Source organism: Janthinobacterium leeuwenhoeki, assembly GCF_051380795.1.
Classification (GTDB): domain Bacteria; phylum Pseudomonadota; class Gammaproteobacteria; order Burkholderiales; family Burkholderiaceae_D; genus Janthinobacterium.
This window is the reverse complement of sequence record NZ_JBNYXT010000045.1, coordinates 1-14674: the sequence shown is the minus strand read 5'-3', so window position 1 is coordinate 14674 and position 14674 is coordinate 1. Positions and strand designations below refer to the sequence as shown.

Below are 14674 nucleotides of genomic sequence, written 5' to 3'. Positions count from 1 at the left end.
TCGGTTACTGACTTTCAAGTCGGTAAAACATGGTGTGTTAAATCAAGCATGGCGTGCCAGAATGGTCGCTGCTTCTTCGATAGCCTGCTGCGTGCGCGCGGCCATGGCGTCGCCCAGCATCACCAGCACGGGGCCGTGGGTGTCGCCCAGGCCATGTGCCAGGGCGCTCAGCGGCAGGCGCACGATGCGCTGGTCCGGGCGGCTGCAGTTTTCAATCACTACCACCGGGGTGTCGGCACGGCGTCCCTGCGCCAGCAGACGCTGCGCCGTGGCGATGGCTTCGCGGCCACCCATGTATTGCACCAGGGTATCGCAGTCGGGGATGCGCGTCTGGTCCGGTTCGCCCGGCGCCGTGCTGGACGTGAAAAAGGCCACGCTGCGTGACACGCCCCGTTTGGTCAGCGGCTGCTGTGTTGCGGCGGCCGCCGCCAGGGCCGTGGTAATGCCGGGCACCACTTCGACGGCGATACCTGCCTCTTCCAGCGCGCGCAATTCCTCGTCGGCGCGGCCGAACAGCATGGGGTCGCCCCCTTTCAGGCGCACCACGACGGCGTGCTTGCGCGCATTGTCGACCAGTTGCTTGTTGATGAACGCCTGCGCCGTCGACAACTGGCCGCAGCGCTTGCCGACCAGAATCTTTTGCGCCTGGGGGCACAGCTCCAGCATCTCTTCGGTGACCAGCGCGTCGTGCAGCACGACGTCCGCTCGCGCCAGCAGGCGCGCACCGCGCAAGGTCATCAGGTCTTGCGCGCCGGGGCCGGCACCGATCAGGTAGACCTTGCCGGGCAGAGTGGTGGAGTTGTGCATGTTTGCTTTCTTCAGTCGAGACGCCGGTTACAGGCGAACCATTCCCGCCGCGACGGTCTGATGGGTGACTTCATCGATCAGGATGAATGCACCCGTGGCACGGATATCGGCATACGCATCGGCTGCCAGCGCTTGCTGCACGTTCAGGCTGATGCGGGCGATGTCGTTCAGCTTCAAGCCTTCAGCCGGATGGCGCTGCTGCGTATTGATGTCGAGGATCGATTCAATCGCCGTCACTTTTGCCGCCGTCTGCTTCGTGCCGTGCTTGATCCAGTACTTGCGGCGCAGGTCCAGCGCGTCTTCCGACAGCCAGCACACGTCGGCTACCACCTGTTTCAGCAGGGTGGCAGGACGCTCGCTGCTGGCCAGCAAGTCGCCACGCGAAATGTCGAGGTATTCATTGAGCAGCAGGGTCACGGACTGGCCGACCACGGCCGTTGGCAGCGAACCGTCCAGGGTGACGATATCCTTGACGGTTGCCGTCTGGCCCGATGGTTGCACCACCAGGGTGTCGCCGATGCTGACCTTGCCCGCTTCGATGCGGCCCATGTAGCCGCGGAAGTCGTTTGCTTCATGACCATTGTGGCGCGCCACCAGTTGCACGGGGAAACGGAATGGCGTGTCGTGCGATTCGTCGTAGACGGACAAGGACTCAAGCAGCTCGATCAGGGTCGGACCCGTGTACCAGCCCAGTTTGTCGCCGCGTTCGACGACGTTGTCGCCGGTCAATGCGGACAGGGGAATCGGCGTGATGTCCTTCAAGCCCAGCGACTGGGCAAATGTGCGGTAGGCGGCGACGATGCGGTTATAGACCGTCTCATCGTAGTCAACCAGATCCATCTTGTTGACGGCGACGACCACGTGCTCGATCTGCAGCAAATGGGCAATCGTCGAATGGCGCTTGGTCTGGATCAGGAGTTCCACGCTGCCATCGTCACCGAGTTTGACTTTCGATACGTCGATCAGGATGATGACGGCGTCGGCCGTGGAAGCCCCCGTGACCATGTTGCGCGTGTATTGCTCGTGGCCCGGCGTGTCGGCGATGATGAATTTGCGTTTCGGCGTGGCAAAGTAACGGTAAGCCACGTCGATGGTGATGCCTTGCTCGCGTTCCGCTTCCAGGCCGTCCGTCAGCAGCGACAGGTCGACCGTGTCGCCCACCGTGCGCTTGTGCTTGGAGCGCGACATGGCGTCGAGCTGGTCGGCGAAGATGCCCTTGCTATCGAACAGCAAACGGCCGATCAGGGTGCTCTTGCCATCATCGACGGAACCTGCCGTGATGAAGCGCAGCATGCCGCGCTCTACGCTGTCGGTGAGAGTTGTGTTGGAGATGACTGCGTTCATTAGAAATACCCTGCTTTCTTGCGTTTTTCCATCGAGGCTTCGGAAGTCTGGTCATCCATGCGGGTGGCGCCACGTTCCGTGATTTGCGTGATTGCCGTCTCGGCGATGATGGCGTCGACCGTCGCCGCATCGGATGACACGGGGCAGGTGCACGAGATATCGCCCACCGTGCGGAAGCGCACGATTTGCGTTTCCACGGTTTCGCCTTCGCGCGGCGGCGTCAAATCCGTCAGCGGCACCAGCAAACCGTTGCGCGGGATCACCTGGCGCTCGTGCGCGAAGTAGATCGGCGGCAATTCCAGTTTTTCGCGGGCAATGTATTGCCACACATCCAGCTCCGTCCAGTTCGAGATGGGGAAGACGCGCATGTTTTCACCCGGATGCACGCGGGTGTTATACAAGTCCCACAGCTCGGGACGCTGGGCTTTCGGGTCCCAGGCGCCGAATTCGTCGCGGAACGAAAAAATGCGTTCCTTGGCGCGGGCTTTTTCCTCATCGCGGCGCGCGCCGCCGATGCAGGCGTCAAATTTATGTTCGGCGATGGTTTCCAGCAAGGTCACGGCTTGCGCCGCATTGCGCGAGTCCGTGGCCGGGTTGCGCAGGCGCACGGTGCCGCGCTGGATCGAGTCTTCCACGGAGCCGACGATCAGGCGCTCGCCCAGTTCCGCCACCTTCTTGTCACGGAAGGTGATGACCTCCGGGAAGTTGTGGCCCGTGTCGATATGCACGAGGGGAAATGGGAACTTGCCTGGGCGGAAGGCTTTCTCGGCCAGGCGCAGCAGGACGACGGAGTCCTTGCCGCCGGAAAACAGCAGCGCGGGATTGGCCGATTCGGCCGCCACTTCGCGCATGATGTGGATGGCTTCCGATTCAAGGCTGTCGAGGTGACGCTGGTTCAAAATATTGCTCATATGGGGTGCTTTCTTGTTCTGCTGAGTCTGTTGTGTCTGTTCAGGCTGCCACGGATTTGATGCGTATCAACTTACCGTCCACCATGTGCAGGCCGCATTCCTTGGAGTCCGGATTTTCCCACCACCAACGCCCGGCCCGTACATCTTCGCCCGGCTGGACGGCCCGCGTGCACGGTTCGCAGCCGATCGACGGATAGCCCTGGTCGTGCAGCGCGTTGTAGGGCACGTCGTTGGCGCGGATATACGCCCACACGTCCTCTTCCGACCAGTCCGCCAGCGGATTGAATTTCGTCATCGCGTGCGCCGCATCAATCTCCTGCACGTGCAATTCAGCGCGCGTGGTGGACTGGGCGCGGCGTTGTCCCGTGATCCAGGCCTTGTTGCCGGCCAGGGCGCGGCCCAGCGGCTCGACCTTGCGGATGCGGCAGCATTCGCGGCGCATCTCGACGCTGTTATAAAAGGCGTTGAGGCCATTCTGTTCCACGTAGGCGGCCACCGCTTCGGGCTGCGGGCGGTACAGGGTGATGTCGTGCTCGTAACGGGCCTTGACCTTGTCGAGCACGGCCAGGGTTTCCTGGTGCAACCGTCCTGTTTCCAGAGAAAAGATGCCGATGGGCAGCTTCGCCTTGAGTATCAAGTCAGTCAGCACCATGTCTTCGGCTGCCAGGCTGGACGCGAACACGGCCGGCGAAAAGTCCGCGGCGATGCGTGTCAGCGTTTGCTCGGTGGCGTGAATCAAAGAAGTCAAATCGCTCATGACGGGCCCTCAGATGCCGGCCGCGTTGTCGAGGTCAGGATTCTGGCCTTCGCGCTGGTGACGGCGGAACAGCGGTGATTTTTGATCCCACGAGGCCTGATAGGTTTCCGAAAAGACGGACAGCCCTTTCAGAGCGTCATGGATGCTGCGGTCCGGACGCGTCGCATACGCATCGAAGCCGACCCGGTGCATGGAAAACAGCTGGTCGCGCAGCACGTCGCCGATGGCGCGCAATTCACCCTGGAAACCCAGGCGGGCGCGCAGGTTGAAGGCGATGGAATAGCCGCGGCCATCCGTGAATTTCGGGAAGTCCACGCCGATGACGGGCAGTTGCGCCACGTCGGCAGCCAGTTCTTCCGGCCGCTCGTCGCTGGCCAGCCAGACGCCGATGTCGGGCAGGCGCGCCAGCAGGCTCTCGCGCTGGGCTTGCCACACGGGCAGGGGCACGATGACCTTGCCGGCAGGCACGACGACCGTTTCCGGCGTGTCGTTTTCATCGAGGCGCAGCAAGCCCCAGGCATTCGGCACCACGGCGGCGTTCTTGATGATTTCTTCGCGTACTTCAAACATATTCGTCTTCTCCCACCAGGTTGCCGACCGTGATCGGCGTTGCATAGACATGTTCCTTGAACGGCGCCAGGCCCAGGCGCTGGGCCGTGTCGACGAAGCGCTCACCTTCATGGCGGTCGCGCACGTAGACGTGCAGCAGGCGGCCGATGACTTCAGGCATCTGCAGGGAAGAGAACGATGGTCCGATGATCTTGCCGATGGCCGCGTTGTTGCCTTGCGCGCCGCCAATCGACACTTGATACCATTCGCTGCCATCCTTGTCGACGCCCAGGATGCCGATGCTGCCCACGTGATGGTGGCCGCAGGCATTGATGCAGCCGGAAATATTCAGTTCGATTTCGCCGATGTCGTGCTGGAAGTCGATGCTGTCGAAACGTTCCGCAATGGCGGCCGCGATCGGCAGCGACTTGGCGTTGGCCAGCGAGCAGAAATCGCCGCCCGGGCAGCAGATCATGTCCGTCAGCAAGCCGATGTTCGGCGTGGCCAGGCCGTGCGCCTTGGCTTCCTGCCACAGTTTGAATAGTTTCGATTGTTCCACATCGGCCAGTACCAGGTTTTGCTCATGCGTCACGCGCAATTCGCCAAAGCTGTAGCGGTCGGAGAGATCGGCCACGAAGTCGATCTGCTCGGCCGTCGCATCGCCAGGTGGCACACCCGTTTTCTTCAAGGACAGTACTACGGCCACGTAGCCGGGGCGCTGGTGCGGCTTGACGTTGCGCGCCAGCCAGTTCACATACGCCTTGTTGTCCGCGTGTTCCGCCTTGTAATCGAGTTCCGGCAGGGGCAGGTAGGCGGGCGGATTGAAAAAATCCGCCACGCGCTGCATTTCCTCGGCCGTCAATGTTTCCGGCCCATCCTTCAAGTCGACCCACTCTGCTTCTACCTGGCGCGTGAATTCTTCCACGCCGATGGCTTTCAACAGAATCTTGATGCGCGCCTTGTATTTGTTGTCGCGGCGGCCGTGCAAGTTGTACACGCGCATGATGGCCTGGATGTACGTCAGCAAATGTTGCCACGGCAAGAATTCGCGCACGACGCTGCCCAAAATCGGCGTGCGGCCCATGCCACCGCCCGCCATCACCTTGAAGCCCACTTCGCCAGCCTCGTTGCGCACGGCCGTCAAGCCGATATCGTGCACGGCGATGGCGGCGCGGTCTTCTTCGGCGCCATTGATGGCGACCTTGAATTTACGCGGCAGGGCGATGAACTCGGGGTGGAAGGTGCTCCACTGGCGCAACACTTCCGCATACGGGCGCGGATCGATGATTTCATCGGCCGCGACGCCGGCGTACGGATCCGATGTTGTATTTCGGATACAGTTGCCCGAGGTCTGGATCGCGTGCATTTCCACGGAGGCCAGGTCCGTCAGGATATCGGGCGTTTGCTCCAGCTCGATCCAGTTGAACTGGATGTTCTGGCGTGTCGTGAAGTGGCCATAGCCGCGGTCGTATTTGCGCGCGATGTGCGCGAACATGCGCATCTGCTTCGACGACAGCAAGCCGTACGGCACGGCGATGCGCAGCATGTAGGCGTGGCGTTGCATGTACAAGCCGTTTTGCAGGCGCAGCGGAATGAATTCCTCTTCCGTCAGTTCATTGGCGATACGGCGCGCAACCTGGTCTCGGTACTGGGCGATGCGTTCTTTGATGATGAGGTGGTCGTACTGATCGTAATGGTACATATCAATTCCTAAAAAAGCCGGGGTGCTGGAAGATTGCCTGGGATTATGTTCTTGATACTGCTCTTGTCACTTGTTCGGTAATTAATAGATTAGCTTCACTGCCACGCCGGTCAAGGTCATCGCCAGCAGTACGCGTAAAAACTTTTCCGGCACCGAGCGGGCGACCCAGGAACCGAGCGTGATGCCGGGCAGGGAGCCGACCAGCAGCGAGGCCAGCAATTCCCAGTGGATGGAACCGAGCCACCAGTGGCCGAGAGCGGCGATGGCCGTCAGGGGCACGGCGTAGGCGATATCGGTGCCCGCCACTTCGGCTGAGCTCATGCGTGGATACAGCATCACCAGCAGGGTCGCGCCGATGGCGCCGGCGCCGATCGACGAGACCGTCACCAGCACGCCCAGCACGGCGCCGGAAATAATGGTCGCGGCGGCAAGCTTGTTGCCTTGTAATTGTTTCTCGGGATGCGCATTGATCCAGGCCAGCATGCGGCCCTTGAAAATGAGTGCCACGACGGTCAGCAGCACAGAGCCGGCGATCGAGTAACGGATGATCTGGCCGATTTCCGGCGACAGGGTGCCGAACGATTTCAGGGCCAGGGTCGCGATGACGGCGGCGGGCAGGGCGCCGATGCACAGGCGTTTGACGATATCCCAGCGGATGGTGCCGCGCAGGCGGTGCGTCAGGGTGCCGGCGCTCTTGGTAATCGAGGCGAACGCCAGGTCGGTGCCCACGGCTACGGAAGGCGGCACGCCAAACAGCAGGGTTAACAGCGGCGTCATCAGCGAACCGCCGCCCACGCCGGTCATTCCTACGAGTAATCCTACGGCAAATCCTGAGACTATATAAGACAAAGTCATGCTTGCACCCCCAAAGTACTCGCAATAGTAATAAACTTAGTGTTTATTCCAAACTACTTAGTACGCATTTGCTTATATGCGATATGCGTATATGCATGAACGCAAAATCATGGGTGGGGCGGAAACTCGGCAAATCACGGCAATCTAGGGCAAACCAGCAATGAATCTCCATCAACTGCGCTTCGTGCGCGAAGCGGTCCGGCAGAATTACAACCTGACGGATGCCGCCAAGGCCTTGTTTACGTCGCAACCGGGCGTATCGAAAGCCATCATCGAGCTGGAGGAAGAGCTGGGTGTAGACATTTTTACACGCCATGGCAAGCGCATCCGTGGCTTGACGGAGCCGGGCCGCCTGGTGCTGGAATCGGTCGAGCTGATCATGCAGGAAATCGACAGCATGAAGCGCATCGGCAAGGAATTCGCGGCGCAGGACAGCGGCAGCTTTACCATTGCCACCACGCATACGCAGGCGCGCTACACCTTGCCCAAGGTGGTGCAAGCCTTCATGCTAAAGTTCCCCAAGGTTAGATTATCGTTGTTGCAAGGCAATCCGCGCCAGATCGCCGAGATGGTGCAGCGCGACCAGGCCGATCTGGCCATCGCCACGGAATCGATCGCCGCCATCGATGGCCTGATCACCTTGCCCTGTTATCAATGGGAACATGTGGTCGTGGTGCCGGTCGACCATCCGCTGCTCAAATCGAAGTCCGTGACCCTGGAGGAGATCGCCGCCTTCCCGCTGATTACCTATGATAGCGCGTTCGCCGGACGCAACAAGATCGACCACGCTTTCGTGCTGCGCGGCTTGAAGCCGGACGTCTTGCTGGAAGCCATCGATGCCGACGTCATCAAGACTTATGTCGAGTTGGGCATGGGGATTGGTATCATAGCGGGTATGGCCTTCGATGCCGAGCGCGACAAAGGCTTGCGTTCCATCCCTGTCGGCCACCTGTTTGGCATGAATGTGTCGCGCGTGGCCGTCAAGCAGGGCGCGTATTTGCGCAGCTATATCTATACCTTTATCGAGTTGCTGACGCCGACACTGAACCGCAAGCTCATCGAGCAGGCGATGAGCGGCGATAAAGAGCACTACGAACTATAACAATGCATGAAGTGGACCGGGCGAGGTGCCTGGCCAAGATTATTTAAGAAGAGAAGAAACAATGATTACCGATCAGCTTGCCAAATATTACGCCACCATCGCGCAGCAGTACGAGCGCGTCTATGACAAGCCCGAACGCCAGGAAGACCTGGAAGTGTTGCGCGACAAGGTCGCCGACGTGCTGGAAGGCCACACCGTGCTGGAGCTGGCTTGCGGTACCGGCTACTGGACGGAAGTGGTCGCCGAGTCGGCCGAGTCCGTGCTGGCCACCGATATCAACGATGAAATGCTGGCGCTGGCACAAAAGCGCGGCTTGCCCGACAACGTCACCTTCGCCAGGCTCGACGCGTTTAACTTGCCCGATGACTTGCTGGGCAAGTTCACTGCCGTGTTCGCCGGCTTCTGGTGGTCGCACGTCAAGCGCGAAGACCAGGACAAATACCTGAAGCAATTGCGCAGCAAGCTGGGCAAGGACATCCTGCTGGTACTGATCGACAATTCCTATGTCGATGGCAGCAGCACGGTCATCGCGCGTACTGACCTGGAAGGCAACACCCACCAGTTCCGCACGACGGATGGGGGCGAGCGCTATGAAGTGCTGAAAAATTTCCCATCGGATAGCCACTTGCGCAAGAAGTTTGCCCACTCGGCCCGCGAAATTCGCATGAAGCGCCTGGAATACTATTGGCTGCTGAGCTGCCGCCTGAAATAAGGCCGGAACGGCAACATCAACCGCCCTCGGGCGGTTTTTTTTCGGTGCGCCAGGCATGGCGCGACGCGCGCGAGCGCGGCTCGACTGACTGTGGTGGTTAGTTGAGTGACTTGGAGGTGAAAGTCCTCTGCACACCCGGCAAGGGGAAGTGCTAGCTGAACGGCAAGGGTGTCCGTCGCAAGGCGGAATCTGAAGGAAGCCGCAGGCAAAATGCTGGTCTGACGCACAGGAAGCGGATTAGGCGGCGTAGCGGGGTAAGCAGTCCGATATCTGTAAAGCCCGATACTTGCACGGAACGCTATGACGTAGATCCGACAGACATAAGCATGAAGGTCGCGCGAATTACCCTGGGAGGCCCATCAATCTGCCTCGTGCTACCGGCATCGCAAGGTGCCGGGATGGATTGGTGGGAGTCAGCAGAGGCCATATTAGCCGCTCGGAACCGGAGTGGTGAAGGGCTGAACCTGACATGAGTGGACAGTCACGCGTGCTCTCTGAGCGGGCAGGGCGCAAGCCTCTGATAAAGGAGGGCCTTGGTCAATGGACGAGACCGGAAGTCTTTGCCGTAACCGAGGTGCTTGCAGACCGACAGGCGACACGACGCACGAAACCAAGCTCGCTGGGGCAACCCAGTAGTCAGGAAACGCCGGATACGTGATCCGTACGTCCGGTGTTGTGGGAGGACGGCGGGGGCAACCCCGCCTCCTACCCGATCCTGTTGTTTTTATCTGACAAGATGTTGTGCTAAAAAACAACATCTTGTCGATGTCATATTGTTGAAGTATTTGGTGGGCATGATTCGGTTCAGCAGCTAAGCAGCAACATTCTTGTCCAACCTAATGTAGAGAATCTCAAGTGAAAAAAATTACTCTGGCAGCATTGATCATCGGCACCTTCGCAGCAGCTACGGCACAAGCACAATCGAACGTCACCGTGTACGGCCTGGTTGACCTCGGTATTGCCAAGACCACTGGCCAGCCGACGGTACAACGCGAAAACAATGCGTCGCGCCTCGGTTTCAAGGGTACGGAAGATCTGGGTGGCGGCCTGTCCGCAATTTTCAACCTGGAAAGTGAATTCCTGGCTGACACCGGCGCGCAAAAAGGCGTGTTATTCGATCGTCAAGCTTACGTGGGCTTGAAAGGCGCGTTCGGTACCGCCATTCTGGGCCGCACCAAGAACCTGGTCGATGGCACCATCGCCCGCGTCGATCCTTTCAACACCTACGGCGTGGTCGGCAAGAACAATGAAACGCTGCTGCGTTCGGGCGTCGGCACGTCGCGCGTCAACAACGCCGTGACCTACAACAGCCCAAGCTTTGCAGGTTTTGTGGGTAGCCTGCAATACGTGCTGAGCGAAGTCAACAGCGCTGACGCAGGCGTGATCGGCCTGGCAACCTACGACAACGGCCCGATCAGCTTGCACGCTGGCTACGAAAAAGCCGTGCAAGCAACGGCAACGGCCGCCAAGCCTGACCTGTGGTCCATCGGTGGCGGCTATAAATTCGGCCCGGCCAAGATCACGGCCGCCTACTCGAAAGGCGACACCAAGGTGGCTGCCAACGGCGAATTCAAGTCTTACCTGATCGGCCTGAACTACACGGTTGGCGGCGGCGATGCCAAAGTGTCGTACGGCAAGCAAGAGCAAAGCAATAACAAGTTCAAGGATCGGGACACCATCAAGGAATTCGGCGTCGGCTACGATTACCACCTGTCGAAGCGTACCGACGTGTACGCTTACGCTGGCCGCGAGCGCGTCAAATCGCTGACTTCGTACCAGATCGGCCTGGCACACAAATTCTAAGCATCATTCGATGTGATGGAGTGGAGGCGCCTGCGGGCGCCTTTTTTATTGCATCGCCGCTGCTGCCGCTTCCGCATGCATGGGCAGCGAGATTTCGATGCGCGTGCCGCCTAACTCGCTATCGGCGCCGATATGGATGCTGCCATTCAAGCCCCAGACCCGCTCGCGCATGCCCAGCAAGCCCAGCGCCGTGGCTTTTTCCAGGTCGTGTTCAGCGATGCCGCGGCCGTCATCCTGGATGGCGATGGCCAGCGAGGAGTCGATGCGGTGCAGGGCGATGGTGATGTGGCTGGCCTCGGCATGGCGCGCGATATTCGTCAGCGCTTCTTGCACGATGCGGTAGATGGCCGTGCTGCGTGCATCGTCAAGCACCAGGTCGGCTTCGTCGGCCAGCAAGTCGAAATGGATGGCGCGGCGCAGCAGGAAGTCGTGGCGCAGTTTTTGTAGGGCAAAATACAATCCCCCTTCATCGAGTGCGCGCGGGCGCAGGTTGCTGGCGATGCGCCGCAGCGAGGTGATGGCTGTCACCAGCAAGCCGTCCATGCTGTGCAGCAGCGCTTGCAGGGAGGTGGTGGTGTCCGTGTGCTGGCGCACCAGAGTCAGGTCGCCCCGCAAGGTGGCCAGCAATTGTCCCAGATCATCATGTAGTTCACGCGCGATATGCTTGCGCTCTTCTTCGCGGATCGATTGCAACGCGCTCGACAATTCACGCAATTGCGAAAAGGAGCGGGCCAGCTGTTCATGCATTTGCTGTCGCGTACTGATTTCACGCACGATGATGGTATACACGCTATGGCCGTCCTCCTGCATGGCAGAGAGCGAACCTTCGAGCGGAAACATGTCGCCATCGCTGCGCCGTCCCGTCAAGGTGTAATCGGTGGCGCGCCGGCCCGTCAGGCGCAGCTTCTGGCTGATGTCGCCAAACGGCGAATCGCCATCGTGCTTGCCCAGGCCGCCCAGGGTGCGCAAGTCGCGCAGGATGTAGTTGCCCAGGCGCATGCCGCGCATGCCTCTGGGCGTGTCGTCGAACAATCTGGCTGCCGCCGCGTTCGCATGCAGGATGATTTGCCTGCTGTCGATGCTGATGATGGCGTCGCTGGCGCTGTCGATGATGGCCTGGCCACGCGCCTGCCGTTGCCGGCGGGCTTTCAGTGGCGGAAAAAGGCACAGCAAAAGCGCCGCCGCCATGCCCAGCGGCAGGATGCGCAGCAGGGTGGGGCTGCCTCGGTCAGGCATGGGGTTCTCCTTGCGAACGTGTACGAGGGCAGGCAAGACAGGAATGACGGACAGGACTTTAGCCTATGCCTGTTGGCGCGGCGTGGCTTGATGTGGCGCAGGAAGGGGAAGAAGAGTGTCATGTGCCGCACCGGCCTGGGCCGGGCGGCGGCCAGAGACTTACATTTGCTTGAACAGGTGCAGGAAGCTGCGGCTCACTTCGAGCTTGTCGGACTTGCCTTTGATGAGCACCAGGTGGCGGCCACGGATGTCGCGCGTCACGCCTTCGATGGCATTCACATTGACCAGGGTGGCGCGGTGGATTTGCCAGAACAGCGAAGGATCGAGTTCCTCGGCCAGATCGCGCACGGGCTTGCGGATCAGCGCCTCATACTTGGCTGTCTGCACGCAGGTGTATTTCTCGTCAGAACGGAAGAATAGAATCTCTTCCACGGGGATCATGCGCAAGTCCTGGCCGATGCTGGCCTGTATCCATTGCAAGTAGGTGGGCTTGGCCGTGATTTTTTCCGCCAGTTGCGACAGCATGGCCGTGACGCTGCTGTTGACGTCCAGGGCCGGCTTGTTCAAGTGCGTTTTCAGGCGTTCCACCGTCACCAGCAAGCGCTCATGTTCGGGCGGCTTGAGCACGTAGTCGACGGCGCCCCGTTCGAAGGCTTCGACGGCGTGGGTATCATAGGCCGTGACGAAGACGATATGGGTCTTGCCACCAATCACTTGCGCCGCTTCCATACCCGTCTTGCCCGGCATGCGGATATCGAGAAAGGCAAAGTCCGGTTTGAGTTGCTCCACCAGTTCGATCGCTTCGTCGCCATTCTTGGCTTCGCCGATGATTTCCAGTTCCGGCCAGGCTTGGCCCAGGCGCAGGCGCAGCTGGTCGCGCATCAGTCTTTCGTCGTCGGCAATAATAGCGGTAGGCATAGGTCTCAAGAGTGAACAGGCGAAGATTGATTATTCAATGATTTAGCGTTTTTATCAACTGTCTTATTTGGACAGCAGATACGGTACTTCGATCACGGCGCACACGCCGGACGGTTGATTTGGCGTAATGGTCAGGCTGCCCTGGTCACCATGCAACAGCTTCAGGCGTTCGCGGATGGTGGGCAAGCCGAGCCCCGTGCCATCGCTGGGCACCACGCCAAAGCCGAGGCCGTCATCGGTGACCGTCACGCGCAGCTTGCTGTGTGCCACTTCGGCCACGATGCGCAGGGTGCCGCCTTCCGGTTTGACTTCCAGGCCGTGCTTGATGGCATTTTCCACCATCGATTGCAGCATCATGGGTGGGAAGGCGGCGCTGCGCAGGCCATCGGGAATCTGGAAATCGACGGTCAGGCGTTCTTCCATGCGCATTTTCAGCAGGTTCAAGTATGCTTGCACCATGTCCGCTTCACGGCCCAGGTTGGTAATCAGGGCGTTGTCGCGCATTTGCGGCAGCACGGCGCGCAGATACTGGATCAGGCTGCGCTGCATCTTGGCCGCGCGCGGTGGATCAACCTGGATCAAATGCTCGACGGAGGCCAGCGTGTTGAACAGGAAGTGCGGCTCGACTTGCGCCTGCATCATCTGCATCTTCGCTTCGCTGAGCTGGCGCTGCATGGATGCGCGCTCGGCTGCCTCGTTTGCCGTGACGGTTTGCGCTTCCGCACGTTTCTTGCCGCCCACCAGGGCCTTCATGGCAAACAGGGCCAACACCAGCAAGGACACGAAGCTCTTGAACCAGGTCGACGCTTGTTGGTGATAGCGCGACACTTTTTGTTCTGCCGCATCATCGACCGCTTCTTCAATGGCATTCGACAACTCTTCACCGATTTGCGGCGGCAATTCAATATGGACTTCTTCCCCTGATGCATTGGTGGTCACCGGATAATTGGGCTTGGCGGGGACTGCTGGTGGTTCAGGCGGTTCCGGTGGCACGCTACTGGCTTGTGCGTCAGCCTCGGCGGCATCGGCGGGATCGCTGGCGGCATCGGCTGCGCTACTGCGCCGGTTCTTGCTGTTGCGGGGGTTGAAATGGATACCCGTATCGTCGATCAGGATATTGGTTTCACCCGAGCCCTTGCTGCTGCGTTTATGCGACTTGATGACAACTTCCTCGTCCGGGCTGGACGAGAATAGTTCATCTTGCAAAATGGAACCAGCGATCAGGGCCAGCGCCGCGAACAGGAAAAATTTCCACCAGGACAGCTGGGTGACCCAGGTCGTCGTCGCGTCGAATGCCCGTTGCAACCAAGCGAGGATGGTTTTCAACAATTGGGGCAGGCTGGAAATCGGAAGCATGGGGAGCACTTTCAAGTACAAGAGTTAATCGACGCAGCGGGCAAGTTTAACCCCTTGTTGAGTAGCGTCAGAGTCTGATGTTGCCACTGTGCCTAAAGACCACGAACTACGCCAGCCGATTGCGACAGGCTGCACAAAAAGGCGCTTGAAGTGAAGACAAGGCTTGCTGGGCGGTGAGGGTGGAAAAATAGCCCTTGCGGGGCGCGCGGGGCAGGGCTATAATTCGCCCCCTCGCTGAACGACGCATGCAAATGCTGAGTGAAGTGGGTAAAAAAGAAGGTTGACGAAATGCTGCAAACGCTTCATACTCTTCCTTCTTCGCAGCTGACAAACACAACGCTTTGTCAATAGCGCGAAAGCAGTACCGATCACAGTTCTTTAACAATTAACAGTCGATAAGTGTGGGCATTTGGTGTAAGTGCAGCGTCGATCTTCGGATTGGCGTCTAACTTAAAATATCAAATGTTCACAAGAAATAATGAAATAGGATACTTCTTCGGAAGTAGCCTGTCAGTTTTTTGAGTGAGCGACCCGTCAGCAATGACGGTGCCTGTAAAAGGGCAAAGTAACAGAGATTAAACTGAAGAGTTTGATCCTGGCTCAGATTGAACGCTGGCGGCAT

At 59.5% G+C, this 14674-nt stretch carries 13 protein-coding genes; 3 read left to right on the top strand and 10 right to left on the bottom strand.

The window, feature by feature from the left end:
* Positions 1-42 precede the first annotated feature (42 nt).
* The 7 genes from cobA to ACQ4WS_RS23310 form a co-directional block, all read right to left on the bottom strand.
* On the bottom strand, positions 43-807 hold the full coding sequence (gene cobA, locus ACQ4WS_RS23340) for a uroporphyrinogen-III C-methyltransferase (protein ID WP_436479387.1): 765 nt from the start codon (positions 805-807) through the stop codon (positions 43-45).
* A 27-nt stretch (positions 808-834) separates the two neighbouring features.
* Positions 835-2151, bottom strand: a complete 1317-nt coding sequence (locus tag ACQ4WS_RS23335; RefSeq protein ID WP_436479386.1) for a sulfate adenylyltransferase subunit 1 — start codon at positions 2149-2151, stop codon at positions 835-837.
* Positions 2151-3062 carry a sulfate adenylyltransferase subunit CysD gene (gene cysD / locus ACQ4WS_RS23330; RefSeq protein ID WP_436479385.1) on the bottom strand — a complete coding sequence of 304 codons (912 nt, stop codon included), beginning with the start codon at positions 3060-3062 and terminating at the stop codon, positions 2151-2153. Before cysD ends, ACQ4WS_RS23335 begins: the two co-directional genes overlap by 1 nt.
* A 40-nt stretch (positions 3063-3102) precedes the next feature.
* On the bottom strand, positions 3103-3819 hold the full coding sequence (locus ACQ4WS_RS23325) for a phosphoadenylyl-sulfate reductase (RefSeq protein ID WP_436479384.1): 717 nt from the start codon (positions 3817-3819) through the stop codon (positions 3103-3105).
* A gap of 9 nt (positions 3820-3828) precedes the next feature.
* Positions 3829-4389: a DUF934 domain-containing protein gene (locus ACQ4WS_RS23320; protein ID WP_436479383.1), complete on the bottom strand. Its 561-nt coding sequence runs from the start codon at positions 4387-4389 to the stop codon at positions 3829-3831.
* Positions 4382-6070 carry a nitrite/sulfite reductase gene (locus ACQ4WS_RS23315; protein ID WP_436479382.1) on the bottom strand — a complete coding sequence of 563 codons (1689 nt, stop codon included), beginning with the start codon at positions 6068-6070 and terminating at the stop codon, positions 4382-4384. The genes ACQ4WS_RS23320 and ACQ4WS_RS23315 overlap by 8 nt, the downstream gene beginning before the upstream one ends.
* Positions 6071-6151: 81 nt before the next feature.
* Complete coding sequence (locus ACQ4WS_RS23310; RefSeq protein WP_034782225.1) at positions 6152-6925, bottom strand: sulfite exporter TauE/SafE family protein; 774 nt, start codon at positions 6923-6925, stop codon at positions 6152-6154.
* A 160-nt stretch (positions 6926-7085) separates the two neighbouring features.
* On the opposite strand from ACQ4WS_RS23310, the gene ACQ4WS_RS23305 reads away from it, so the two are divergent.
* The 3 genes from ACQ4WS_RS23305 to ACQ4WS_RS23295 all read left to right on the top strand — a co-directional run bounded on the left by ACQ4WS_RS23305 (position 7086) and on the right by ACQ4WS_RS23295 (position 10542).
* The gene (locus tag ACQ4WS_RS23305) at positions 7086-8027 is read left to right on the top strand and encodes a CysB family HTH-type transcriptional regulator (protein WP_436479381.1); all 942 of its coding nucleotides are present in this window, start codon (positions 7086-7088) and stop codon (positions 8025-8027) included.
* 61 nt (positions 8028-8088) lie between these two features.
* Positions 8089-8739, top strand: a complete 651-nt coding sequence (locus tag ACQ4WS_RS23300) for a class I SAM-dependent methyltransferase (protein ID WP_436479380.1) — start codon at positions 8089-8091, stop codon at positions 8737-8739.
* 855 nt (positions 8740-9594) lie between these two features.
* Complete coding sequence (locus tag ACQ4WS_RS23295; protein ID WP_436479379.1) at positions 9595-10542, top strand: porin; 948 nt, start codon at positions 9595-9597, stop codon at positions 10540-10542.
* A 45-nt stretch (positions 10543-10587) separates the two neighbouring features.
* Here ACQ4WS_RS23295 and ACQ4WS_RS23290 read toward each other — a convergent pair whose 3' ends face one another.
* The 3 genes from ACQ4WS_RS23290 to ACQ4WS_RS23280 all read right to left on the bottom strand — a co-directional run bounded on the left by ACQ4WS_RS23290 (position 10588) and on the right by ACQ4WS_RS23280 (position 14052).
* Positions 10588-11778, bottom strand: coding sequence for a PAS domain-containing sensor histidine kinase (locus tag ACQ4WS_RS23290; protein WP_436479378.1), 1191 nt, complete (start codon positions 11776-11778; stop codon positions 10588-10590).
* A gap of 159 nt (positions 11779-11937) precedes the next feature.
* Positions 11938-12696: a LytR/AlgR family response regulator transcription factor gene (locus tag ACQ4WS_RS23285; protein ID WP_034782231.1), complete on the bottom strand. Its 759-nt coding sequence runs from the start codon at positions 12694-12696 to the stop codon at positions 11938-11940.
* Positions 12697-12759: 63 nt separating this feature from the next.
* The gene (locus ACQ4WS_RS23280) at positions 12760-14052 is read right to left on the bottom strand and encodes a sensor histidine kinase (protein WP_436479377.1); all 1293 of its coding nucleotides are present in this window, start codon (positions 14050-14052) and stop codon (positions 12760-12762) included.
* Positions 14053-14674 lie beyond the last annotated feature (622 nt).